The 23107-nt window shown below is 60.9% G+C and carries 20 protein-coding genes and 2 pseudogenes; 14 read left to right on the plus strand and 8 right to left on the minus strand.

Translation table 11 applies throughout. The annotated features are described in order from the left end of the window. Positions 1–33: 33 nt before the first annotated feature. The 3 genes from thiM to K8W16_RS06190 all read left to right on the plus strand — a co-directional run bounded on the left by thiM (position 34) and on the right by K8W16_RS06190 (position 4448). Positions 34–837 carry a hydroxyethylthiazole kinase gene (thiM, locus tag K8W16_RS06180; RefSeq protein ID WP_304122142.1) on the plus strand — a complete coding sequence of 268 codons (804 nt, stop codon included), beginning with the start codon at positions 34–36 and terminating at the stop codon, positions 835–837. A gap of 289 nt (positions 838–1126) precedes the next feature. Next, positions 1127–1762: a thiamine phosphate synthase gene (gene thiE / locus K8W16_RS06185; protein WP_304122144.1), complete on the plus strand. Its 636-nt coding sequence runs from the start codon at positions 1127–1129 to the stop codon at positions 1760–1762. Between the two features lie 163 nt (positions 1763–1925). Then, positions 1926–4448, plus strand: coding sequence for a hypothetical protein (locus K8W16_RS06190; RefSeq protein WP_304122146.1), 2523 nt, complete (start codon positions 1926–1928; stop codon positions 4446–4448). Between the two features lie 412 nt (positions 4449–4860). Here the strand turns inward: K8W16_RS06190 and K8W16_RS06195 are convergent, their stop codons facing one another. Both K8W16_RS06195 and K8W16_RS06200 read right to left on the minus strand, forming a co-directional pair. Next, positions 4861–6270, minus strand: a complete 1410-nt coding sequence (locus K8W16_RS06195; RefSeq protein ID WP_304122148.1) for an MATE family efflux transporter — start codon at positions 6268–6270, stop codon at positions 4861–4863. Between the two features lie 358 nt (positions 6271–6628). Next, positions 6629–7450, minus strand: a complete 822-nt coding sequence (locus K8W16_RS06200; protein ID WP_304122150.1) for a TetR/AcrR family transcriptional regulator — start codon at positions 7448–7450, stop codon at positions 6629–6631. Between the two features lie 411 nt (positions 7451–7861). Between K8W16_RS06200 and K8W16_RS06205 the strand changes: the two genes are divergently transcribed. From K8W16_RS06205 to K8W16_RS06235, 7 genes are all read left to right on the plus strand, one after another. Further along, a complete protein-coding gene (locus K8W16_RS06205; RefSeq protein ID WP_304122151.1) occupies positions 7862–8692 on the plus strand; it encodes a hypothetical protein in 831 nt (276 codons plus the stop codon). A 133-nt stretch (positions 8693–8825) separates the two neighbouring features. Beyond that, positions 8826–10250, plus strand: a complete 1425-nt coding sequence (gene lpdA, locus K8W16_RS06210) for a dihydrolipoyl dehydrogenase (RefSeq protein ID WP_304122153.1) — start codon at positions 8826–8828, stop codon at positions 10248–10250. A gap of 147 nt (positions 10251–10397) precedes the next feature. Beyond that, on the plus strand, positions 10398–10793 hold the full coding sequence (gene gcvH / locus K8W16_RS06215) for a glycine cleavage system protein GcvH (RefSeq protein WP_304122155.1): 396 nt from the start codon (positions 10398–10400) through the stop codon (positions 10791–10793). Positions 10794–11309: 516 nt separating this feature from the next. Further along, complete coding sequence (locus tag K8W16_RS06220) at positions 11310–11912, plus strand: Crp/Fnr family transcriptional regulator (protein ID WP_369694461.1); 603 nt, start codon at positions 11310–11312, stop codon at positions 11910–11912. Between the two features lie 105 nt (positions 11913–12017). Next, positions 12018–13946, plus strand: coding sequence for an alkaline phosphatase family protein (locus K8W16_RS06225; protein WP_304122159.1), 1929 nt, complete (start codon positions 12018–12020; stop codon positions 13944–13946). Positions 13947–14018: 72 nt separating this feature from the next. Next, the gene (locus K8W16_RS06230; protein ID WP_304122160.1) at positions 14019–15458 is read left to right on the plus strand and encodes an SLC13 family permease; all 1440 of its coding nucleotides are present in this window, start codon (positions 14019–14021) and stop codon (positions 15456–15458) included. Positions 15459–15506: 48 nt separating this feature from the next. Then, positions 15507–15947 carry an OsmC family protein gene (locus K8W16_RS06235; protein WP_304122161.1) on the plus strand — a complete coding sequence of 147 codons (441 nt, stop codon included), beginning with the start codon at positions 15507–15509 and terminating at the stop codon, positions 15945–15947. Positions 15948–16117: 170 nt separating this feature from the next. On the opposite strand, the gene K8W16_RS06240 is transcribed toward K8W16_RS06235, so the two are convergent. The 5 genes and pseudogenes from K8W16_RS06240 to K8W16_RS06260 form a co-directional block, all read right to left on the minus strand. Further along, positions 16118–16375 carry a hypothetical protein gene (locus tag K8W16_RS06240; protein ID WP_304122163.1) on the minus strand — a complete coding sequence of 86 codons (258 nt, stop codon included), beginning with the start codon at positions 16373–16375 and terminating at the stop codon, positions 16118–16120. Then, positions 16356–17225: pseudogene (gene hxsC / locus K8W16_RS06245) on the minus strand (His-Xaa-Ser system radical SAM maturase HxsC); the annotation flags it as partial. The pseudogene hxsC and the gene K8W16_RS06240, both read right to left, overlap by 20 nt. A gap of 18 nt (positions 17226–17243) precedes the next feature. Further along, complete coding sequence (locus K8W16_RS06250; protein WP_304122165.1) at positions 17244–17516, minus strand: hypothetical protein; 273 nt, start codon at positions 17514–17516, stop codon at positions 17244–17246. Continuing rightward, positions 17510–18955, minus strand: a complete 1446-nt coding sequence (hxsB, locus tag K8W16_RS06255; RefSeq protein WP_304122167.1) for a His-Xaa-Ser system radical SAM maturase HxsB — start codon at positions 18953–18955, stop codon at positions 17510–17512. Before hxsB ends, K8W16_RS06250 begins: the two co-directional genes overlap by 7 nt. A 2-nt stretch (positions 18956–18957) precedes the next feature. Next, positions 18958–19272 carry a hypothetical protein gene (locus K8W16_RS06260; protein WP_304122168.1) on the minus strand — a complete coding sequence of 105 codons (315 nt, stop codon included), beginning with the start codon at positions 19270–19272 and terminating at the stop codon, positions 18958–18960. Between the two features lie 143 nt (positions 19273–19415). Between K8W16_RS06260 and K8W16_RS06265 the strand changes: the two genes are divergently transcribed. Next, positions 19416–19652: a helix-turn-helix domain-containing protein gene (locus K8W16_RS06265; RefSeq protein WP_304122170.1), complete on the plus strand. Its 237-nt coding sequence runs from the start codon at positions 19416–19418 to the stop codon at positions 19650–19652. A 441-nt stretch (positions 19653–20093) separates the two neighbouring features. On the opposite strand, the gene K8W16_RS06270 is transcribed toward K8W16_RS06265, so the two are convergent. Next, entirely contained in the window at positions 20094–21428 is a 1335-nt protein-coding gene (locus tag K8W16_RS06270) for a TolC family protein (protein WP_304122171.1), read from the minus strand. 175 nt (positions 21429–21603) lie between these two features. Here K8W16_RS06270 and tolQ point away from each other — a divergent pair, with 175 nt between their 5' ends. From tolQ to K8W16_RS06285, 3 genes and pseudogenes are all read left to right on the plus strand, one after another. Next, on the plus strand, positions 21604–22287 hold the full coding sequence (tolQ, locus tag K8W16_RS06275; RefSeq protein ID WP_304122173.1) for a protein TolQ: 684 nt from the start codon (positions 21604–21606) through the stop codon (positions 22285–22287). A gap of 8 nt (positions 22288–22295) precedes the next feature. Further along, positions 22296–22739 carry an ExbD/TolR family protein gene (locus K8W16_RS06280; RefSeq protein ID WP_304122175.1) on the plus strand — a complete coding sequence of 148 codons (444 nt, stop codon included), beginning with the start codon at positions 22296–22298 and terminating at the stop codon, positions 22737–22739. 17 nt (positions 22740–22756) lie between these two features. After that, positions 22757–23107, plus strand: a pseudogene (locus tag K8W16_RS06285) (protein TolA); the annotation flags it as partial.

The raw sequence follows: 23107 nt of genomic DNA on the forward strand, positions 1-23107 counted from the left end.
AAAGCGGCCCCAACCAGATACTAGGGATGAAGGATGAAGGAAAACATTCTCAGCGCCGTGCGCGCCGTGTATGAAAAAAAGCCCCTGGTGCACAGCATCACCAATTTCGTCGTCATGCAGGTTTCGGCCAACGTGCTGCTCGCCGCCCACGCCTCGCCTCTCATGGCCCATGCCGCCGAGGAGATGGACGACCTCACCGATATCGACGACGCGCTCGTGCTCAACATCGGCACCCTCGACCCGGTGTGGCTCTCAAGCATGGAGCTTGCGGGCACGCTCATGAAGAAGAAGGGCAAGCCCGTGGTGCTCGACCCGGTGGGGGCCGGGGCTTCCGGCCTGCGCACCCGCGCAGCGCTCGGCCTGCTCGACATGGTGCGGCCGGACATACTGCGCGGCAACGCCTCGGAAATCATGGCCCTCGGCGCGGAGATACGCTCGGCCGACAGGGTGCTCACCCGGGGCGTGGACAGCCGCAACGAAAGCGCGGACGCCCTTTCCGCCGCACGGGAGCTCGCAACGCGCTTTTCCTGCATGGTGAGCGTGAGCGGCGAGACGGACTTCATCACCGACGGGCGAGAAACCTATGCCGTGGAAGGAGGCTCCGCCCTCATGCCCCTCGTCACGGGCATGGGCTGCTCCGCCTCCGCCGTGACCGGGGCCTGCGCCGCGTGCGCCTCCCCCCTTGTCGCAGCCTGCGCGGCCATGGCCGTCATGGCCTCGGCCGGGGAAAAGGCCGGGAAAAAGGCGGCCGGGCCGGGGAGCTTCCTGCCCGCCTTCCTCGACGAGCTTTACCTGCTCGACGCGGAAGACGCGGCAAGGCGTGTGAGAAAGATATGATCCCCCGCCCGTAACCGGCGCGGCTCCCGCAGGGCGTGTCCCGGGCACGGGGCAAGGAGTCCGCGCCCTGCCGCATGAGGGGGCACAAGGCGCTTTCCGAGTGAAAAAGCCCTCCCCGGTCCGGGCAAAATTCCCGCATGCCCGGCGCGCCTCCCGGAAAAGGGAGAAAAAGCGGCGGCGAAAGCCGCCCCGCAGTCCCGGAAGGCCCGCGCGGCCCCGGCTTTCTCAAAGTTCCGGCAGACCTCGCGGCATCCCGGCCCTGCGGGCATGCAAGCCAAAGGAAACGCTCATGAAAAACTGGCGCAACTACCATGATTACGGCGTGTACCTTGTCACGGACAGGCAGCTCTGCCTCGGCAGGCCCCTCGACGAGGTGGTTCTCGCCGCCGTGCGCGGCGGGGCCGGAGCCGTGCAGCTTCGGGAAAAGCACGCCTCCACCCGGGAATTTCTGGCCCTTGCGAAGGAGCTCGTTTCGCGCCTTCAGCCCCTGGGCATCCCGCTCATCATAAACGACCGGGCCGATATCGCCCTTGCCTCGGGCGCTGCCGGGCTGCACATAGGCCAGAGCGACATGCCGCCCGAAGACGCGCGCCGCCTCATGGGGGAAAAAGCCCTCATCGGCCTTTCCGTGGAGACGCGGCAGGAGCTTCTTGAGGCGGAGAAGCTCGATATCGACTATGTAGGCATAAGCCCCGTGTTCGCCACGCCCACCAAGGCCGACACCCTCGCGCCCTGGGGGCTTTCCGGCCTGCGCTGGGCCAGGGAACACTCCCCGCTCACGCTGGTGGCCATTGGCGGTATCCACGGGGACAACGCCGCCGCCGTGCTGGAGGCCGGGGCGCACAGCCTCGCCGTGGTCTCGGAGATATGCTCCGCGAAGGACCCGGAGGCGGCGGCCCGGGGGCTTGCGGCGCTTTTCGCCTGAGCAGGAGCCTTCCCCCGCACGGCGGGTGCGGAGGCCCCCGCCGCAGAAGCGGCCGGGCGCGGGGCCGGCAGCCCGGAAAGGGGAAGAAGCCTCAGGCCGCGAACAACAAAAAGCCCGTAACGGGCCGCCTTCCGGCAAGGCATGCCGCACGGAGGAAAAAGCCATGCCGACCTTCCCCCGGGACATTCCCGGGCATATCCTCATCCGGGGCGCGAGAGTGCACAACCTGAAAAACGTCGATGTGGACGTGCCTCTGAACGCCGTGGTAGCCGTGGCCGGGGTATCCGGTTCCGGCAAGTCTTCCCTGGCCCTCGGCGTGCTCTACGCCGAAGGCTCGCGCCGCTATCTGGAGGCGCTTTCCGCCTATACGCGGCGGCGCATGACGCAGGCGGCAAAGCCGCAGGTGGACGAAGTGCTCCATGTGCCCGCGGCCCTGGCCCTCCGGCAGCGGCCGGGTATTCCCGGCATACGCAGCACCTTCGGCACGGGCACGGAGCTTTTAAACAGCCTGCGCCTCATGTTCTCGCGCCTGGCAAGCCATGTGTGCCCCCACGGGCACCCCGTGCCCCCCTCGCTTGCCGTGGCTGCGGACAAGCCCATGACCTGCCCCGTGTGCGGGGCCGTGTTCCACGGGCCGGGTGCGGAGGACCTCTCCTTCAACAGCCGCGGAGCCTGCCGCACCTGCGACGGCACGGGCATGGTGCGCGCCGTGGACATGGATTCGCTGGTGCCGGACGATTCCCTTTCCATCGACGAAGGGGCCGTGGCCCCGTGGAACTCGCTCATGTGGTCGCTCATGACCGACGTGTGCCGCGCCATGGGCGTGCGCACCGACGTGCCCTTCCGCGAGCTCACGGAAGAAGAGAAAAACATCGTCTACTACGGCCCGGCGGAAAAGAAGCACATCTTCTACAAGGCCAGAAGCTCCAATCAGGCCGGGGAGCTGGACTTCACCTACTACAACGCCGTGTACACGGTGGAAAACGCCCTTGCCAAAGTGAAGGATGAAAAGGGCATGAAGAGGGTGGAAAAATTCCTGAAGGAAGATATCTGCCCCGACTGCAAGGGCACGCGCCTTTCCCCCGCCGCAAGGGCGCCCGTGCTCCACGGCCTCACGCTGGATAAGGCCTGCGCCCTGCCCCTTGCCGGGCTTGCGCGCTGGGTCGGTGAAGTGCCCTCTTCCCTGCCGGAAGACATGGCCCCCATGGCAAAAAGCATCTGCGCATCGTTCCGGGACACGGCGAAGCGCCTGCTCGACCTCGGCCTCGGCTATCTTGCCCTCGACAGGGCCGTGTCCACCCTTTCCACCGGGGAGAGGCAGAGGATGCAGCTCGCCCGCGCGGTGCGGTGCCGCACCACGGGGGTATTGTATGTGCTCGACGAACCCTCCATCGGCCTGCACCCCTCCAACGTCGTCGGCCTGAAGGGCGTGATGCGCGACCTTATTGCAGACGGCAATTCCGTCATCCTCGTGGATCACGACACGGATATCCTCTCCGAGGCGGACTGGCTCATCGAGCTCGGGCCCGGGGCCGGGGCCGGGGGCGGGCAGATCATCGCGCAGGGGAGCCTTGCGGATATCGTAAAGGACCCGGCCTCGCGCATAGGCCCCTTCCTTGCCCGCAGGGCGGCCGTAGAGGAAAAAAGAAGCGGCGGGGAACTTTTCGCCCAAGGGAGCATACGCCTCGCCACCGGAGCCGTACATACGGTGAAGCCCCTGGAAGTCGCCTTCCCCAGAGGGAAAATGACGGCCGTCACCGGCGTTTCCGGCTCGGGCAAGACCACCCTCATCCTGGAAAGCCTGATGCCCGCCCTTCAGGCGAAGATACGAAAAAGCACCCTGCCCGGGCATGTGCGCATGGTGGAAGCGGAAGGCATAGCCCATGTGAAGCTCATCGACGCCGCGCCCATAGGCGTGAACGTGCGCTCCACCGTGGCCACCTATGCCGACGTGCACGACGAAATGCGCAAGATCTTCGCAAGGACGCCGGAAGCGAAGAAACGCGGCTTCAAGGCCGGGGATTTCTCCTACAATACCGGCAGGCTGCGCTGCCCCACCTGCGACGGCACGGGCACGGTGAGCCTCGACGTGCAGTTTCTGCCCGACGTGGATATCCCCTGCCCGGACTGCCGGGGAAGCCGCTTCGCGCCCGAGGCGTGGGAAATGACATACGCCGACGGCGAGGGCCGGGAAATTTCCCTGCCCGGACTCATGGCCATGGACGTGAATACCGCCCTCCGCGCCTCTCAGGGCATGCCCATGGTGCACAAAAGGCTTTCCGTGCTCCAGGGCCTCGGCCTCGGCTACCTCACCCTCGGCGAGGCCACGCCCGGCCTTTCCGGCGGCGAGGCGCAGCGCCTCAAGCTCGCCGGGGAAATGGGCAGGGGGCAGGAAGATTCCGTGTTCGTGTTCGACGAGCCCACCATAGGGCTGCACCCCCTGGATGTGGAGACGCTGCTTGCCGTGTTCCGCAGCCTCATGGAGAGAGGGGCCACCATCGTCGTCATAGAGCACGACCTCGATGTGATACGAAGCGCCGACTACGTCGTGGACATGGGCCCGGGCGGCGGCGAGGCGGGCGGGACCATCGTGGCGCGGGGCACGCCGTGGGAGATCATGCAGGAGCCTTCAAGCCTCACCGGCGCGTGCCTTGCCGGGCGCGCGGCGCACCTCCCCCTGCCCTGAAGCCCCGCAGGCGCGTGCAAGGCGCGCCATGCCCCGAGGGCAGGGGCCGCTCTTCCCCGGGCAGCGGCCGCAGAGCTCCGCCGCGCGGCCTTCCCGGGGAGAAACAGGGCGCGCATCCTCCCCGTAGCCCCGCCCGGGCACGGAGAAGAGGGGCGCGGAAAAACGCCCCCCGCCATTGCCGGGCGGAAGGCCCCGGCGCATAGTTATCCCGCCGCAACCCCGGAAATGCCGTCCCTCCGCGCGGGGGCCGAGCCTCCCGGCAGCGTGCGCACGCCGCCTCCGGCAGGCGCATCCTCCCCTCTCCGGCAGGCCTGAAGCCCGGCGACATGCCCCCGCATCCGGCCCGGGGCATGAAAAAAACGGGCGGCCGCGGCTTCTGCCGCTCCCGCCCGTAGTCTCATGGAGAAAGCTCTCAGTACTTCTTCGGCTTGAAGAAGTCCGACGGCGGCCTGCACTCCGGGTCGCCGGGCATGCAGTGATTGTCTTCCGCCCTGAGGGAAAGAAAGAGGAATATCGCCGCCACGGCGCAGCCCGTGAAGTCCGCGATGGGGATGCTCATCCACACGCCGTCCAGCCCGAAGAACAGGGGCATGATGAGCAGCGCGGGCACAAGGCATATCATCTGGCGGCAGAGGGAAACCACGCTCGCTATCTTGGCCTGGCCTATGGACTGGAAATAGGTGCCGATGATGATCTGCGGCCCCACGAAGATGAACAGGCCGCCGGTGATGCGCAGGGCCCGTGCGGACACTTCCACAAGCTGCGCATGGTCGGTGAAGATGCGCACCAGAAGCTCGGGGATGAACCAGGCGCCGAGCATGCCCGCAAAGGTGATGATGGTGGCGCTTATCATGCCGTACTTCAGGGCGAGGCGCACGCGGTCGGGCCGCTTGGCCCCGAAGTTGAAGCCTATGATGGGCTGCATGCCCTGCCCGAGGCCTATGACGCTCAGCGCAAAGAGCATGAGCAGGCGGTTCAGGATGCCGAAGGCGCCGATTGCCATGTCGCCGCCGTATTCCTGAAGGGCACGGTTGATGACTACCACCACGATGCAGGCACAGAAGTTGATGAGGAAGGGCGCCATGCCTATGGCCAGGATATTGCGTATGCTCTTCATCCTGAGCTTCCAGATATCCTTCTGGAAGTGGATGAGCGAACTTTTGCGGGAAAAATGCGCCACCAGCCAGATCACGGACATGGCCTGCCCGGCGATCTGCGCCCAGGCCGCGCCGTACATGCCCCAGCCCCACCAGAAAATGAATATGGGGGAAAAGGCCACGATGCCCAGAGCGGAAAGCAGCGCCGTCATCATGGCCGTCTTGGGGTAGCCCGTGGCGCGGGCCAGGAAGTTGAAGCCCAGCATGAGAAAGCCGACGGGCGCAAGGATCACCAGGGGCAGCATGAACTCGTGGGCATAGCGAAGCGTCTCGCCGCTCGCGCCGAAGAACATGAGCATCGGGTCGAGGAAGATCCAGAACACCACACCGAACAGCACGCCGAAGATGATTTCCAGCAGCACGGAGTGCCCGAGCATGCTGCGCGCCTTGACCATGTTCTTGCGGCCGAGCTCAATGGAGCACAAAGCCGCGCAGCCCACGGCCACGAGCTGGCAGAAGGCCATGAGCAGGTTGATGATGGGGAAGGTGACGGCCATGGCTGCAAGGGCCAGGTGCCCTACGCCGTGCCCGATGTAGATTGCGGAAATGATCTGGTTGAGGGCCACGATGATCATGCCGAGAATGGCGGGTATGGAATATTCGAGAAGAAGGCGGCCCACGGCCTTCGTTCCCATCTCATTGGCTTTCGTATTGTTCTGCGTCAAGACTCTCCTCCCCCGGCCCGACATGACGGACCGGCCCGGGGATAAAGGCTCCCGGAAGCCCCGCCTCAAGGAAGGCGGCACGCGCCTCCCTCCCATGTTTCGAGGCGTCAGGCCTCGCCCCGTGGCGGAACAGGACATGCTTGAAACACGCATCCCCGGCTGAAACCGTGCAGCGCCCGTCCCCCTGCGTGCGTCCCCACGCTCAGGGAAAGGCCGCCGGACATGCCGCTCATGCCGGGAAAACAGATTCCCCTAATACACGGGCGTCTTGCTTTGGCCCTTCGCGCCTCAGAAAAACTGCGCCGGAAAGGCTCCTTCATCATTCCATATTCACAGGATAAAGAAAAAAAGCAAGCCCTCAGGCTTCTTGCGCCGGCGCATTTTCGCCCTCTTCCCGGATTTCTCCATCGGGAGGAGCCTGTTCGGCCGCCGCCTTCTTCGCCGTGCGGCGCACGGGCTTTTTCGCGGGAGCTTTCGCGTGCTTCTCCTCGTTGAGGAAGGGCATGGGCGCGTCCCAGTCCAGCAGGGAAACACCGATGAGATAGGAAACCCACGCCGAATACTCCTCCGCCGACCAGTTCAGCACCTTGGTCAGACGGCGGTGCATGCCCGGCGTGGTGATGCTCCAGTAAAGCTCGGCGGCCCGCTCCTCGGAAAGGCCGGGGCGGAGCATGCCGTCTTCCGCCATCTTGTGCACGGATTTGCGGCACTTTTCCAGAAGCATGAGGCTCTGATCCCGCTCCTGTTCCGCAAATTCCGGGGAAAGCACGCTCATGCCCCGGAAAATGTCGAATACGGGCATGGCGTCTTCCAAAAGCAGGGCCATGAAATGCCCTATTTCCTTCACGCGCTCCTTGCCCGTCATGATCTGCGGGATGGAATCGCGCAGCTTGTCGTAACGCTTGGCCTCCACCGTCGTCTCAAGGATAGCCGCCAGCACGCCCTTCTTGGAGCCGCACACGGCATACACCGTCTGCGGGGCCACGCCCGCTTCCCGGGCTATGGCTTCCAGCGTCATGTCGGCATAGCCTTTTTCCTTCATGAGCTGCATGGCGGCCGCGACGATGCGCGCCTTCGTCACATTCGCCTGTTCCTTCCTGCGGGGCGAGTGATAGGAACGCGTCTTCTTCACGGGTTCCCGGGCCGGTTCACCGGCGCCGTCCGCAGCTTTTCTGGCCATGTGGAACTCCTCAATATTGAATAGAATGAAATAAGATAATCTGACTTTATCTTATCCATTGATAATAATCAATTTAAAAATGTCTCCCGTGCGGCAGCGGAAAAACTGCTCCCTGATAGAAAAGGATCTGTTCCGCCGGCTCTCTTACTCCATGTCGACGCGCGGGGCAAGAGGCGCCGCAGAAGCCTCCCCGCCCCGTCGTGCCCTGCCCGAACTTGACAGAACAGATGATTTTCACTAGAATAAAATCTATTAAATATGTCTTTCACAGAAAGAAGGCGCTTCGTTGCCATCGCCCCTTTTTTCTGGTGAAATACCGAGCAGGCCGTCGTATTTTTCCGCCGGGCATTCCGGCAAGGCCGCTTTCCCGGCCCGGACATACAGAATTTCTAACCGTTATGGAGTTTTGCCATGGCCATCACTCTTTACAGGGCTCCCAACTGTATCCGTTGCCGCATCACCCATGAATTCATGGACGCCAAAGGCATCAGCTACGGCAGCTACGACCTTGAAGCCGACAAGGACATTGTGAACGGCTTTTACCGCGCCAACCGCAAATTCCTGCACCGCAACGAGACCGGCGTGGAATTCCCCATGTTCCATGACGACGACGGCGACGTGGTGCTTCAGGGCACGGGCGTCATCATCGCCTACCTCCTCTCCGGCAAGGCCCTCGGCGAATCCGGCGCCGTTTCCGAAAGCAAGATGCTGCACGGCTGGATTTCCGGCCTGAACGTGTCCAAGGTGCCCGCCGGGGAAGAAGAACACTTCGCGGAACTCGTCACCGCGCTCGCCAAGGGCGGGCTTCAGGTGGTCATCGACAGCGACGGCCGCAACGCCGACCTTCTGGAAAAGCTCATCAATACCGGCTGCCTGACCCGCGTGCGCCTGAACATCCCCGGCCCGGCCTCCGTGTACCCCGCAGCCGCGGGCGGCGAAGCCCCTTCCAAGGAAGAACTCGGAAAAAGCATAGCCCTGGCGCGCGCCTTCAAGGACAACGTCATCCGCCTCTACCTTGAGCCCATTCCCCAGGCCGACGGCTCCCTCGCCTGGCTTTCCCCCGCCGACGCCGCCCTTGCCGGCAAGATGGTGGCCGAAGCCTGCAACGACATGATGCTGCCCTTCGGCATCCAGGCCGGCACCGAACCCGTGAAGGGCCTGGAACCTCTCGCCAACCTTCTGCCCTACCGCTCCAAGGTACGCGCGGCCCTTCCCAAGACCGATATCATCAAGGGTGAATAATCAAAAAGCGCCGCTTCCTCCGCAGGCTGCGGCGCGTTCCCTTCCCTGAAACGCATCCCCCTCACCTTCCGGGAATCCCGGCCCGCTTTCCTTAAAAACGGGCCGGAAACATTGTTACCAAGGCAGGCAACACATGGCTCTTCGCATTACTGTTATAGGCGCAGGCCCCGGCGGCTACACGGCCGCCTTCGATGCCGCAAAACGCGGCGCGGAAGTCACCCTCGTGGAATCCCGGTGGCTCGGCGGAACATGCCTCAACTGCGGCTGCATCCCCACCAAGACCCTGAAATCCTCGGCGGAAGCCCTGGAAACCGTTCATCGTGCGAAGGAATTCGGTATCCTCTGCGAAGGCACGCCTTCCGTGGACATGCCCTCCGTCATAGCCAGGAAGCGCAAAGTTTCCGAAACCCTGCGCGGGGGCCTCGAAAAAACCTGCCGGAAGCTCAAGGTGAAGGTTGTCATGGGCCGCGGCCGCGTGGTAAGCGCAAAGCTCGTGCAGGCTACCCTTGCCGACGGTACGGTGCAGGATATCGAAGGCGACAGAGTCATCATCGCCACCGGCTCCGATGTGCTGAACCTCCCCTCCCTTCCCGTGGACGGCAAATACATCCTTTCCAGCAACGAAGCTCTGGAACTCGACCATGTGCCCGCAAGGCTCGTCATCGTGGGCGGCGGCGTGGTCGGCACGGAACTTGCCTTCATCTTCCGCGCCTTCGGCAGCGAAGTAACCATTGTGGAAGGTCAGAACCGCCTCCTGCCCGTGCCCTCCGTGGATGAGGAAATGAGCAAACTTCTTCTTCGCGAAGCCAAGAAGAAGGGCATCAAGGTAGAACTTTGCCGCACTGTGAACTCGACGAAGGTGGAAGGCGGCAAGGTCTATGCCGACCTCGGCCCCTCGCCCTTCCTCGCGCCCGAACTTGTGCCCGCCTCGGCCAAAAAGCCCGCCACCCTTGAGGCCGACTGCATCTTCATGACTATAGGCCGCGTGCCAGTCACCGACGGCCTCGGCCTTGCGGAAGCGGGAGTCGCCACCGATAAGCGCGGTTACATCACCGTAAACGATTACCTCGAAACTTCGGTGCCCGGCATCTACGCCATAGGCGATATTCTCGGCCCGGCGCGCATCATGCTCGCACACATGGCTTCGGCCGAAGCCCATGCGGCCGTGGCCAACATCTTCGGAGCAAGCGAAAAGCCGAACTACAACGTGGTGCCCTCCGGCATTTTCAGCTCGCCGGAAATCGGCGACGTGGGCCTCACCGAAGCCCAGGCCAAGGAAAAAGGCTTCGACGTAGTCACCTCGGAATTCCAGTTCCGCGAGCTCGGCAAGGCACAGGCCATGGGCGAGCTGCCCGGCGTATTCAAACTCGTGGCCGACAAGGCGAGCGGAAAGCTCCTCGGCGCGCATTTTGCCGGTGCCCATGCCACCGACCTCATCGCCGAATGTGCCCTTGCCCTTGAAACGGGCGCAAAGGTTGCCGACATAGCCCGCACCATCCACGCCCACCCCACCCTGGCCGAAGGCGTGATGGAAGCTGCCGCAGGTATCGCGGAATAAGCGTGCCCCGCCGCATCTGCGGTGTGGACAGGCGCCCTTCTCCATCGTACATTTGAGGGAGCGGCCGCGCGCCGCCCCTCCCCGCCGCCCTCGGGCGGCCCCCACCCATGGGGCATACACCTGAAACGCCATACAAGGAGAACTCCCATGGCCAAGACCGTTGCGGAACTCAACCTCCCCGCGAACCTCAAGTACACCGACGAACATATCTGGGCCCGCGTGGAAGGCGATGAAATCGTCGTCGGCGTGAGCGACTACGCCCAGGACCAGCTCGGCGAAGTGGTCTATGTCGACCTTCCCTCCGAAGGCGACAGCTTCGGCGCGGGCGACGAATTCGGCGAAGTGGAATCCATCAAGTCCGTGAACAAGCTCTTCATGCCCGTCTCCGGCGAAGTCACCGCCGTGAACGGCGAGCTGGCCGACACCCCCACCCTGCTCAACGCCTCCTGCTATGAAAAGGGCTGGCTCATCCGTGTGAAGCCTGAAGACATGGCCGCCGTGGACGCCCTCATGTCCGCCGACGCCTACAAGGCCTCCCTCTAATCCCTGCGCACCTCAAGAAAAAGCCGCGTCTCCCGGAAAGGAAGCGCGGCTTTTTTTGCGGAGCAAAGATTGCCCGCCCCTGCAAGAATCCCCTTCCTCAAAACCGGGGGCGCACCTTTCCGAAGCACGGGAGGGACAGGCCCCTTTTTCCGGGAAACGGCGCAGGCCTTTTTCCTCAACGGCCTTGGAAGCCTCCTTTTCGGGCCGGAACTGCTGCCGGGCGAACTCAGGCAGCGGCCGGAGAAGCGGAAAAACGCCTCCCCGATCTGTTGCATAGAAAAAATACAGACAGTACAAAGAAGCATGCATCCTGCATCTGCGCGCGGCCTTGCCCGCCTGCGGAGAACGAAAACACGGGGCTTGGCCCGCGCACAGCGTTTCCTCCTGAGCGGCTCCGGCCCTTCTCCCGGCCGCCGGACATTCATGAAAAACTGCCGAAGGGGTCCCATGAGCTCTCTCCATCCCATATATTTTCATGAAGACGACCACTTTCTGTCTGTCATAGATGCGCGTTGCATGACAACAAACATCTATAAAAAAAAAGATATCCTTCATCTTGAAAAAAAATCCATCTATTTCATCAAAAGCGGAGTCATAAAAATCTATGTTTTTAATGCAGATGGGCAGGAAAGGCTGCTGTGGATTCTTGGAAGCGGATGCATCATCCCCACTTTCAATATGAATTTTCATAAAAATGTCGTATGCATGAAAACCACGAAAGTGATAAACATCGACAAGTCCTATTTCATAAAAGCCCTCATAAACAATAATCTTTTTGAAGAATTCACGAACCAGATCTACACGAGATATGAGTCAATCATACAGAGGCTTATCAATACCTCCCAGGATTCCTGTATAAGCAGATTCATGGATCTTCTTGTTTCCCTGTATTATCTCTCGGAGAATCACGGCCCCGCACTGACGCCGGTAGACTCCTTTCTTTCCCGGCAGGATATGGCGGAGCTTGTCGGAACGCATGTCACCAATATAAGTAAATTTCTCCTTTCCCTTGAACTTCAGGGCCTCATCCTGCGGCGAGGAAAACAGATCCTCATCCCGGACATTGCCCCGCTGCGGCACGCCTGCGAAACCTTCAAAAAGAAAAAAAGCGAGGCATGAGCTCGCCGTAGTCTCCCCTTTGCTGGTATCTACCAAGTTTTTTTTCTCACATACCGGTACAACTTCCGACAGATGCAACTTCAACCTTTCTGTCAGGAGTTTCTCATGCCGAACAAACGCTTTCTCTTTCTCGGAATCGACGGTGCCGATCCTCTTCTCATGTCCCGCTTTCTGGAGGAAGGATACCTGCCGAACATCAGGAAGTTCATCGACGCCGGCGTAGCCGCAGAAGATCTCGGCATGCTCGGCGTCCAGCCCACCATCACTCCCCCCAACTGGGCGACCCTGGCAACCGGGGCCTATCCGGGCACGCACGGCATCACCTGCTACTGGAACCACACCTTCGGCAACAGTCTCACCCATCTGGACGTGGGCTTCAATTCAAAGCTCTGCAAAGCGGAATTTCTGTGGGATGCGGCCCTCAAAGCGGGAAAAAAGGCCATAGTCTTCAACTACCCCACCTCCTGGCCTCCCACAAACGAAAATATTATCGCCGTGGACGGTACGGGCATCAACCCCAACTCCAAGGCCTACTGCGAAGGGGAAGCCTTCTATATCGGCGACGCATCCTTCCGGGAGGCGGCCTCCGCCTACCATGAAAAGAACAATACCGGCTCCTCCTGCGTGGTGGAAGACGATATTGAAAACCTCGATTTCGAAGTCTGCGACTACGAAGAGAAAAAGACGGAAAAATTCGTCATAGGCGACGACAAGCGCATCGACGCCCGTACCATCAAGTTCAAAATCGACAATCACCGCTGCCCCATCTTCCAGGAAAACGACGAAATGATCACCGTCCTGCACATGCAGGAAGGCAGGATCAGCCGCTACGGCAGAATCTTCTCCAAAAGCGGAAAGGGCTTCGATACGCTGGCCCTGTACCAGACCCCCAAGGACAAGACGCCCATGGTCACCGTGGGGCTCGGCGAGTTCAGCCCCTGGATTCAGGACTCCTTCTTCTTGAACGGCCATGTTGCCACGGTATACTATAAGATCAAGCTGCTCGAACTGGCCGAAGACGGCACCTCCTTCAAGCTGTACCGCAGCTATGTGCTCGATACGACCAATAAAAAGTACTTCCATCCCTCCGACCTCTGCGACGAGCTTCTGGAACATATAGGCCCCATGATGCACATGTCCAACTGCGGCCTCGACGACATTATGCTCGAAACGCAGGCGGAAATGTACACCTGGATAGAAAACGCCATGCTTTATCTCGCGAAAAACAAGCCGTGGGACGTCTTCTACATGCACTGCCATGCCCTCGACTGCTGCAACCATAACTACCAGAACCTCATTCTGGAAGAATATTCGGGAGAAAAGGCGGCATATTATCTCGATATCGTCCGCAAGTACTATGAAATCACCGACCATTTCGTCGAAAGGATGATGGAACTGAACGACGGCAACACCGTCATCGTCCTTGCGTCCGACCACGGCGGCATGAGCAAGGAAGCCGGCTGCGAGGCCCCGCTCATGGGCGACCCGTGGGCCGTGGGCGGCAAGGTCTTCGAGGAAATGGGCTACCTTTCCGTCGACCGCTCTTCCGGGTCCCCGATCATCGACTGGTCGAAAACCCGCGCCATAGGCCAGAGATCGGGCTATGTCTACCTCAATCTGAAGGGCCGCGATCCCGACGGCATCGTGGAACCTGAAGATTATGACGCCCTGGTCAGGGAAATCACGCAGAAGCTCCTCGACTACAAGGATGAGCACGGCCGCCGCCCTGTATGCTTCGCCTTCAACAGGCAGGAAATGGAAGTGCTCGGCCTCTACGGCGAAAATGTGGGCGATATCTACTTCGTGTTCAACCCCGAATGGACCAGAGTGCACGGCACCTCGCTGACCACGCACCGCTACAAGGGCACGTCCGTGAAGGCCTTCTTCGCCATGCTCGGCCCGGGCGTGAAGGAACACACCAGGCTGAGCCGCCGCGTCCGCGCCGTGGACGTGGTACCCACGGTATGCGCCCTCACCGACCTTCCCGTCCCGGCGGACTGCGAAGGCGCCGTCCTCTACCAGGCCCTGAAGTAAGGCTTCCCCCACGGCAGCCGGACTCCCCGGCTGCCTTTTCTGCTTCAACCACAGAAAAGAAGGCAGGCCGCCATGAAGCGATTCTCCCGTCTTATTCACATAGGCATCATGTTTCTCATCATGCTGGGGACAGGCTTCCTTCCCCCCGCCGGAACCATCACCCCCATGGGCATGAAAGTACTCGGTGTTTTTCTCGGCCTCATCTACGCATGGATGTTTGTAGGTATGTTGTGGCCCAGCTTTGCCGGACTCGTGGCACTCGGACTCAGCGGATACTGCACCGTGACGCAGGCCTTCAACATCGGCTTCGGCAACAGTACCTTTCTTCAGATCTTTTTCTTCTTCATCATCGCCGCCTATGCGGAACATTCCGGGCTCAGCAATAAAATCGCCCTGTTCTTCCTCTCCAGAAAAATCATCGAGGGAAGACCGTGGATGTTCGTCTTCATGCTCTTCCTTGCCTCCTATATCCTCGGCATCTTCATCATGACCTATGCCGTCATATTCTTCATGTGGACCATTCTCATAAGCATCTGCGATATCATAGGCTACAGGCGCCTCTCGAAAGAAGCGGGGTATCTGTTCGTGGGCGTTCTGCAAATGGCCACTCTCGGCGGCACCATCATGCCCTATCAGGTCTTTCCCAAGGTGTGCATGACGGCTCTTGCCGAATCTACGGGCCTGACGGTCTCTTCGGGGTCCTTCATCGTGTATATGACCATCATCTCCTTCGCGGCCATGCTGCTCTATTTTCTCGGCGGCAAGCTCATCCGGCTCGACCTTGACCGCTTCAACGCACTGAAAACCGATCAGATCACCCAGGGCAAGAGCCTGACCCTCACGCTGGAAGAAAAAGTCGCCGCCGCTGTGCTGACGGGCTTCACCGTCCTCATCCTGCTGCCCCTCGTGCTGCCCAGTGACAGCCTCTTCATAAATATATACAAGCATCTCGGAGACTTCGGTTTCCTGGTGGCCTCCATCTGCCTCGTGTGCGCGCTCCGCTGCAACGGCGAACCCCTTGCCGATTTCAAGAAATTGGCACGGGAAGGGCTCAACTGGGATCTGCTTGCCCTGGTGGCCGCCACCATGGCTATCGGCAAGGCCCTCATGGCCAAGGAAACGGGTATCATCACCACCATAGTCGACGTGATCATGCCCCTGTTTTCCAGCATGTCCAGCATCATGTTCATTCTTATAAGCTTCATCACCATGGCGCTGCTCACCCAGGTGGCCCACAACCTCGTTCTGGCCACCACGTTCATTCCCATCCTGGCGAACCTTGCCCTTTCCCTCGGCATGTCGGAACAGGTGGCTATCATCATAGCCGCCGGGCTCAGCCAGGTGCTTCTCGCCGCCCTCGTCACCCCCGCCGCCTCCAACAGGGGCGCCCTCATCTACGGCTACGAATGGATCGGCCCGAAACGGGCCGCGCATTACGGTACCCTTGCCGTCGTCGCGGCCGACCTCTCCGTCATCATCATGGGTATTCCCCTCGCGTTCGTCATATTCTGACCTTCACGTCGGCCACCCATGCAAAAGCACAGCCCTCAAGGAGTCTTCATGGCATCTTCCATCAGATACACCAGAAAAGGCGATATCCACACCTTTGAAACCGATCTGCCCGGCATGGAAAAACTCGTCATCGACCATACCGGCGTCCCCCCGGAGCAGCGCGGGGGAACGGCCAAGCTCCTTCTCGAAGCCGCGGCCATTGCCTGCTACTCCGCGTCGCTGGCCGGGGCCCTCGAAGCCCGAAAGGCCGACTATGCTTCCATAACGGCAACGGCGGCCCTCGACTTCGGCACCGACGCCGTAGGCCGCAGCCGCATCACCGGCATGAAGCTGGATTTCTCCGTGGAACTCGACGCCGCCGACGCCCCCATCTTCGAGCGCTGTGCAAAGCTCATGCGCAACGGCTGCCTCGTCACCGGTTCGCTTCACGACGGCATAGACATGGCGTACACACTGAACGCCGTCTACAAGAACACGGCGGAAGAATGACCGGGCCGCCGCTCTCCTCAACTCCGACGCCTGCAACCCGCCCTCCAAGCTTGTGATGCCTAAAGGCAAAACGCCGCGTTTCCCGGAAAGGAAGCGCGGCTTTTTTGCAGCCGGAAAGTTCCCCGGCAAATCCCTGCTCCCTGAGCAGGTACCCCTATTCACGGAGCGCCTTACCAGCGGCTGGAATAATGGCTCCTGTGGCTGGAGTGGCTGTAGTGACTGGAATGGCTGGAATGACTGTAATGATAACTCAGAAGGTGATCCTGATATCCGGGCATGAGGTCGGAAAAGATCAGCGGACGTTCCTCCAGATTGGCCGTCACACCTTCGTCGTGAGCAACAGAGGCCTGCGCCCGGCCAGAAACGGCGCCCCACAAGGCAACAACGATTCCCGCCAGCATGAACAATCTATACACAAAACTTCTCATACTCCTCCTTCTCCGTGAAAGGTTTGACGAACTCTTCCGGTACCTCCGACGACGTGCTGAAGAATCCACAGCACTGATCCTTCATCACGCAGGCGTCGCACTGCGGCAGGTACCGGTTCTTCCAGCTGGAAATGGATTTGCGCGCATACCTCTGCAATGCGCTCCCGCACATGCACAAAGGCACGTTATACAGGGAAACGGGTATTCCCCTCCGTGCCAGCGTCAGCACGGCCTCCTTCAGGTATGCGCCGTACTCGACGGGGGAAACCGTCAGCATGTCCTTATGTTTTTCCGCCCAGCCGTGCAGCTCCAGCCCCATGAAGGCACAATGGGCGCAAAACGGGAAATAGTTGCCGATATGTTCCGCAAACTCCGCAAGATACCTGTAGTTGCAGCGCGATATCACGGTGCGTATTTCCACGGCAAAGCCCAGGGAGGCCAGCCGGTATATGCCCTGCTGGGTCTGCGCACAGCTGCCTTTGACCCCGGTTATCGCGTCATGCAGCGTATCCACTTCAGAATGAAGAGACACGCAGAAAAGGACGTTGCGCGAGGGTATGCCCGCCAGCCTGAAGGAAAACTCCCTGTCGGCAAACGCCCGCCCGTTGGTCAGGACACTGACCAGCGCTTCCGGATGTTCGAGAGTGCATTGCCGGAGGATATCGAAGAACGCATCCCCCGCAAGCGAAGGCTCTCCCCCCGTGAGGCAACAGTCGGAAATATTTCTGCCGCGTATCAGGCGCAGTACCTCCCGCGCCTGCCGCAGAAAACGCTCCGGAGAGCTCTGCGACGGAGGCTGAGGACACATGACGCAGCGGCAGTTGCAGTTTTCCGTGAGAAAAAGGCAGTTCTGGGAAGAACCTTCCTCCTACAGAACCTCAATATGGCCCGCACCGTCCATGGCAACGATATCGCCCTCATGCAGCCGGCCGGTATTCTCCACCTCATAGATATGATGCGGATGAAACCAAGTTCCCCGCCGCCCGGAAGTGATGCAGCCCTTATACCCCAGGGCCGAGCGGGTCAGTTCCTTGCAGACGAGTATGGCCCTGCTCCTTGCATGAAAGGGCCTGCCCGTAAAAGTCACTTCCCCGACAAGGGAAGAAAAAGAACCCGAAGCCTTTCCCTGAAGTGTCAGCATGGCCTTTTCACCAGATCCGCGTTTCCGGTTATCCAGCTCCAGATGATATCCTTTGCCGTGTCGTCGGCATGGCGGAGCATGTCAAAAAGTCCCGTCAGTATGCCCTTGTGTTTGATGCAGAAGGGGGCATGGGCCATATTCCTCTGCTCGCTTCCCGTCTCCAGATAATTGCGTACCGGATCCGTACCGCAATAGGCCTGATACACGCAGAACGCGCAGGGAAACGTCGTTTCCAGGCAGGCGCCCGAGGTCAGCCTCTTCAGGCGTGTGCCGAAGATTTCCCTGTAATCGTCGGTCTTCACGTTGCCCAGACAGAAATGCCGGTCCCCCATCCGGGCAAGCATGCGCGCCTCGTCCGACGGAAAAACCGAGCCGTCGAAATCGTAGACAACCCCGCTTATGCCCGCCCCGGAAGGCGACTGAAGATCGACGAACCCCGTGGCGAAGGGCGTGAGAATACGCGAGAAAAGAAGCGTGGCAAAGTGTTCCGGAAAAAAGACCTTCCTGTTGAGCTCCATAATGTAGCGCAGCGCTTCCAGGTATTTTTCCACAAAATGTTCCATGCTGTAGCCGAGCGTCGCCGCGTCCTCCGCCGCAAAGCCGTACGGATTGAGGGAACGGAGGAAAATTCCGTCCATACCCAGGCGGACGTACTCATCCACCACGTCCTTCAGACGATTCAGGGAAAAGGCAGTGGTCGTCATCAGCGCGCCCACCCTGTCCCTGCCCAGGATATTCCGGGCAAGCGCAAGTTTTTCCATGAAAACGCGGTACGTCCCCCGGCCCTGTCTGTCCTTGCGGCACGCGTCGTGAAGGCATGCGTCACCATCCAGGGAAGTGGAAACGGCCACGTCGTGTTCCCGGCAGAATTCAAGCTGCTCCCGCGTTGCGGCCGTCAGGTTGGTACAAAGCACGAAAGAAACCTTTTTCTTCATGCGTTCGGCAAGCTGTTCCGCATAGGCCACCGCGGCCGTGACTACTTCCCAGTGAAGAAGGGGCTCTCCCCCCTGAAATTCCAGCTTGGGATGCTTCGTCGGCGACTGCAACATCATCTCCACCGCCCTGAAGGCCGTCTCCCTGTCCATATCGTACAGGGAGGCATCCTTTCCGGCACAGGACACCTGGCAGTAGGCGCAGCGCTGATTGCAGCGCAGAGTCGTCACCAGCATGTGCAGCGTCGTGAAATCCCGGAGAAAGGATTTGCGCGTACGGTATCGGGCGGCCGTCTTCTGCAGGGCGACGTCAAGGTCGTCGCCGGCACAGAAAAGGTGAGATTTCAGCCTGCGGAAATGTTCATCCTCCTCCGGCAGCTCATGACGGATGAAACGCTCGAAGGCATGGTCCGGCAGAAACAGAAAATCGCCGCACTCGTTCACCATGAGTACGTCGTGCTGCTCCGTCCTGCGGAACTGAAAAGGCAGAAGCGTATATCGGGACATGACTACTTCACCGGGGAAAAGGCGTACTCGACGATCTTTCTTCGCATCTCGCCGAACTCTTTCTGCAGATCCAGCCTTACCTGATAATCCATAAGAGCATTCATGAAGCTTCTCAGAAGGCTTTCCCGTACCGGGGTACCCTGCTTCTCGCAGAGGGTGATCCTTACTCTGTCCCCTTCATGGGGAGCAATGGAAATATAATATTTTTCCGAATAGATAGAGGATACTATCAACACACATTCACGACTGAAGAAAAGCTTGTCCGCGTACACAACGCCTGTGCGCCCGTCTTCGCTCACGGCAAACGGCGTTTCCATTCCCACTACCTCCCGGCATACTTTCCGCGCCATGGGTTCAGAACGGCGGAAATCATCAGCAACCGTGAGCATATTAACCCATTGCTTATTTTTCTAAGCTATAGGTTAATTTTTTTTTGAAAGCAATGGGCTAGCAGAAGGATATGAAGAAAAATTCGGATGCCTTCGGGCCGGTGCTTCGCCGGATACGTATGGAAAAACGCCTCACTCAGGAAGAGCTGAGTGAAAGGCTCGGCGTTGCTGCGCCCTACATCAGCATGCTTGAGAGCGGGCACAAGTATCCCAATCTGGAAATGTTCTTCCGCATCGCCGAAGCGCTCGACGTACGTCCGGGCAGAATGATGGAGGAAATGGAAGAGAGGATACGGCGCGAGGCCTGAAAAGCCCCGTTCCGCAAAGCGCCCTTTCTTCCGCATGTGCGGAAGCGCCCTTTCTCTCCCGGGGGCACGCGCCTCTGAAGGAGACATGCGCTCTTTTCCGCCCCCTGCGGCCGCCCTGCGCTTTTACGGCGCGTCCTCTCCGCTTCCGTATCCCGGAAAGGCGGACAGTCCCCCCCCTTCCCCGTGTCGGAACAGGCCGCTGTTGCCTGAACGGCCTTTGCGCGGGAACTGAGACTCCCCGGCATACCGCAGGGAAGACGCCCTTCATTTTCAGGAAACGGCCTGGAAAAAAGAGCTCTCAAGAGGGCGAAAACGCACGCTGCCGCAGGCGGCATCTTCAAAGACGCGCCCCGCGTATCCGGCCCGCCGCGGCCTTCTGCCGGGAGAAAAAACACGGCGGCAGGCTCAGGCAAAACGCCGTCCTGCCGCAAAGGCTTTTCCCTAAGAGTGCTTCTTCTCCCCGGCCTTTCTCGCTTCTTCCGTGAGGTCGGGGCGCAGCTCGCCCATGGTCTCATAGAGCCTCGCGAGGGCGATGAGGCAGTCCGCGCGGGAGGAGATTTCCGCAAGTTCCGCGTCGGAAAGGGCCGACTGGGCGGTGAGCAGGTCGAGGTAGGAGCCGGACTGAAGCTCATAGCGCATCTTCGCGTCGGCATAGGATTCGCGTGCGCTCGCCACGGCGCGCTGCGAGACCTTCACGGAGCGGTAGGCGTCCTGGGTGGAGAGCAGGCTGGAGCGCACGGTGTAGGCGCAGTTGTTGACGGAGGAGCGCACCGCCGCCTCCAGCGCGGAGACCTGCCTTTCCGCCTGCTGGGTGAGGTAGGCGCGCCTGCCGCTGGAAAAGAGCGTCCAGTCGACGGAAAGGCCTATTTCGCCGTAGGAATAATCTTTCTGCGTGTAGCGGCTGCCCGCCGCGTCCAGGTGGCTGCCCGTGGTGGACCAGCCGAGCACGGCCGAAACCTGCGGCCAGAACTGGCTTTTGGTGATGCCGAGATCCTTCAGGGCTATCTCCACCGATTTCTTTGCCATGAGCAGGTCGGGCCTGTGCTCCATGGCCTGCTGAAGGCAGGCCTCCAGCGAACGGCGGAAAGGCGCGACGTCCAGCCCGCCCTTGTAGGAAACCTCGGCGTCCGGCGGGAGGTTGAGCAGCGTGTTCAGCCTTGTGAACCATACGTCGCGCTCGTTCTCATATTTAATGAGCAAAGCTTCGGTCTGAGCGAGGTCGGTTTCCGCCTGCAGGACGTCGAGCCTCGGGCGCAGGCCTATGTTCCAGGCGGTCTTCGCCATGTTGAGCTGCATCTTCGCCCGCTCGAGGGAACGCTCCGTACTGCGTATGCTCTCAAGGGCCTTCAGATAGGTGATGAAAGCCTCCTGCACATTCGCCGTCACGGCAAGGCGCTGGGCCTCCAGCTGAAGGGCCTGCCGCTCCTCCTCGAGCGCCGCCTTCTGGTAGGTATTCAGGAGATTGAACCCCGTAAAAAGGGGCTGGGAAGCCGTCACCGTCATGGTAGTCACGTTGGGCTCGTAGCGGGAGGGGCGGTCCTTGCTGTAGCGGGAGTAGCTGTAGGAGACGCCGAGCTCAGGCCCGAAGGAACTGCGCGCCGCCTTGCGCGCGGACTCCGCGGCCTTCACCGTGAAGCGGGCGTTCTCCACGTCGGGGTTGTGCTCAAGGGCGCGCACTACGGCCCCTTCCATGGAATAGCTTTCCCCGGCTTTGACGGACGGAGACAAAAACAGTATAGAGACGAAAGCCGCACAGCACACAGAACGCCAGAACATGGGAGATCTCCTTGAAGCTTCCTCCCTGTCTAGCCCAAAGGCGGCCGTATGTCACTCCCCGCAGACCGGGCGGGGCAATTTTTCTTGCATGCAGGGCCGCTCAAGATTATGAACAAGGCGGCCCTTCCTCGCCGGCCCTTCCTGCCGGCAATTTCATCGGATATTCGGAGCACCCATGGATTACAACATTTTTTCCGTCTTCGCCAGCGCAAGCCTTGTTGCCCAGATCATCATGGTCATCCTCATTGCGCTTTCCGTCCTGAGCTGGACCGTCATCATCGGCAAAATCGTCAGCCTCTCCTCCGCCGAACGCAAGGCCACGGCGGGCATCACCCGCTTCGCCGAAGCCCCCGACCTGCGCCAGGCCGTGCAGAGCCTCGGCGGCGATCCTTCTTCCCCGCTCTACGCCGTAGCGCAGCACGGCGTGCGTGAATTCAACAACGGCAAGGAAGCCGGGGCCGACGAGGGCGTGGTGGTGGAAACCGTGCGCCGCGCCTTGAACCAGGGCGTGGGCCTGGAAATCGACCGCCTGCACAAGAACCTCTCCATCCTGGCCACCACCGCCAACACCGCCCCCTTCATCGGGCTTTTCGGCACGGTGTGGGGCATCATGACGTCCTTCCACGCCATAGGGCAGATGAAATCCGCCTCCCTGGCCACCGTGGCTCCCGGCATCTCCGAAGCCCTCATCGCCACGGCCATAGGCCTTGCCGTGGCCGTGCCCGCCACCATCGCCTACAACATGTTCCTCGGCAAGCTCGACGGCATCGAGACCCGCCTCATCAACTTCGCGGGCATTTTCCTGAACCGCGTGCAGCGCGAAGTCAACGTGCACCGCTCCCGCGGCAACGACAGGTAGGTCGCGCCATGGCCAGAAAAAAAGGCTTTGTCTCCGAAATCAACGTGACGCCCTTCGTGGACGTCATGATGGTTCTGCTCATCATTTTCATGGTCACGGCGCCCATGATGGATTCCGGCCTGGACGTGGATCTGCCCCAGGCCAAGCAGGTGGACACTCTGCCCACGGATTCCGAACATCTCGTGCTCACCGTGCGTGAAGACGGCACGCTCTTTCTCGACACCTACGAAGTGCCCCTCGAAGAGCTGGAAGAACGCCTCGCCGCCATTGTGAAGGAAAAAGACCGCGCTCTCTTCCTCCAGGCGGACAAGTCCGTGCCCTACGGTATCGTGGTCGACGTCATGGGCCGCATCAAGGCCGCAGGCATTGAAAAGCTGGGCGTGGTCGCCATGCCCTCCACGGAAAGCGCTGCTCCCGCGCAGTCCGGCAGCGCCCAGAAGGGCCGCCGCTAGGCGGCATACATACTCCCATGCGAATAAGCAGCTTTTTTCTTTCCCTCCTGCTGCACCTCGCGGTGCTGGCCTTCATACTCTATGTGCCGTTGCGTCCCCCGCTGGATATCACGCGGCCGGTGTATCAGGTCAGCCTCGTGATGGGCGCGCCGGGCGGTGAGAACCTGCCCTCCCCGGTGCTCGGCCACCGTGCCCCCGTAACGGGCAAGCAGGTGGTCTCCACCGAATCCGCGCCGCAGCCCAAGGCCGAACCTGCGCCCGCTCCCACGCCCGACGAGGCCCCGGCCCCCGCCGTCGAGGCCAAGCCCGAACCGAAGCCCGAGCCCAAGCCGGGGCCCAAGCCCGAGCCCAGGCCAGAGCCTGCCAAA

It is taken from the genome of Mailhella massiliensis (assembly GCF_020741395.1).
In the GTDB taxonomy this organism is placed as follows: Bacteria; Desulfobacterota; Desulfovibrionia; order Desulfovibrionales; family Desulfovibrionaceae; genus Mailhella; species Mailhella massiliensis_A.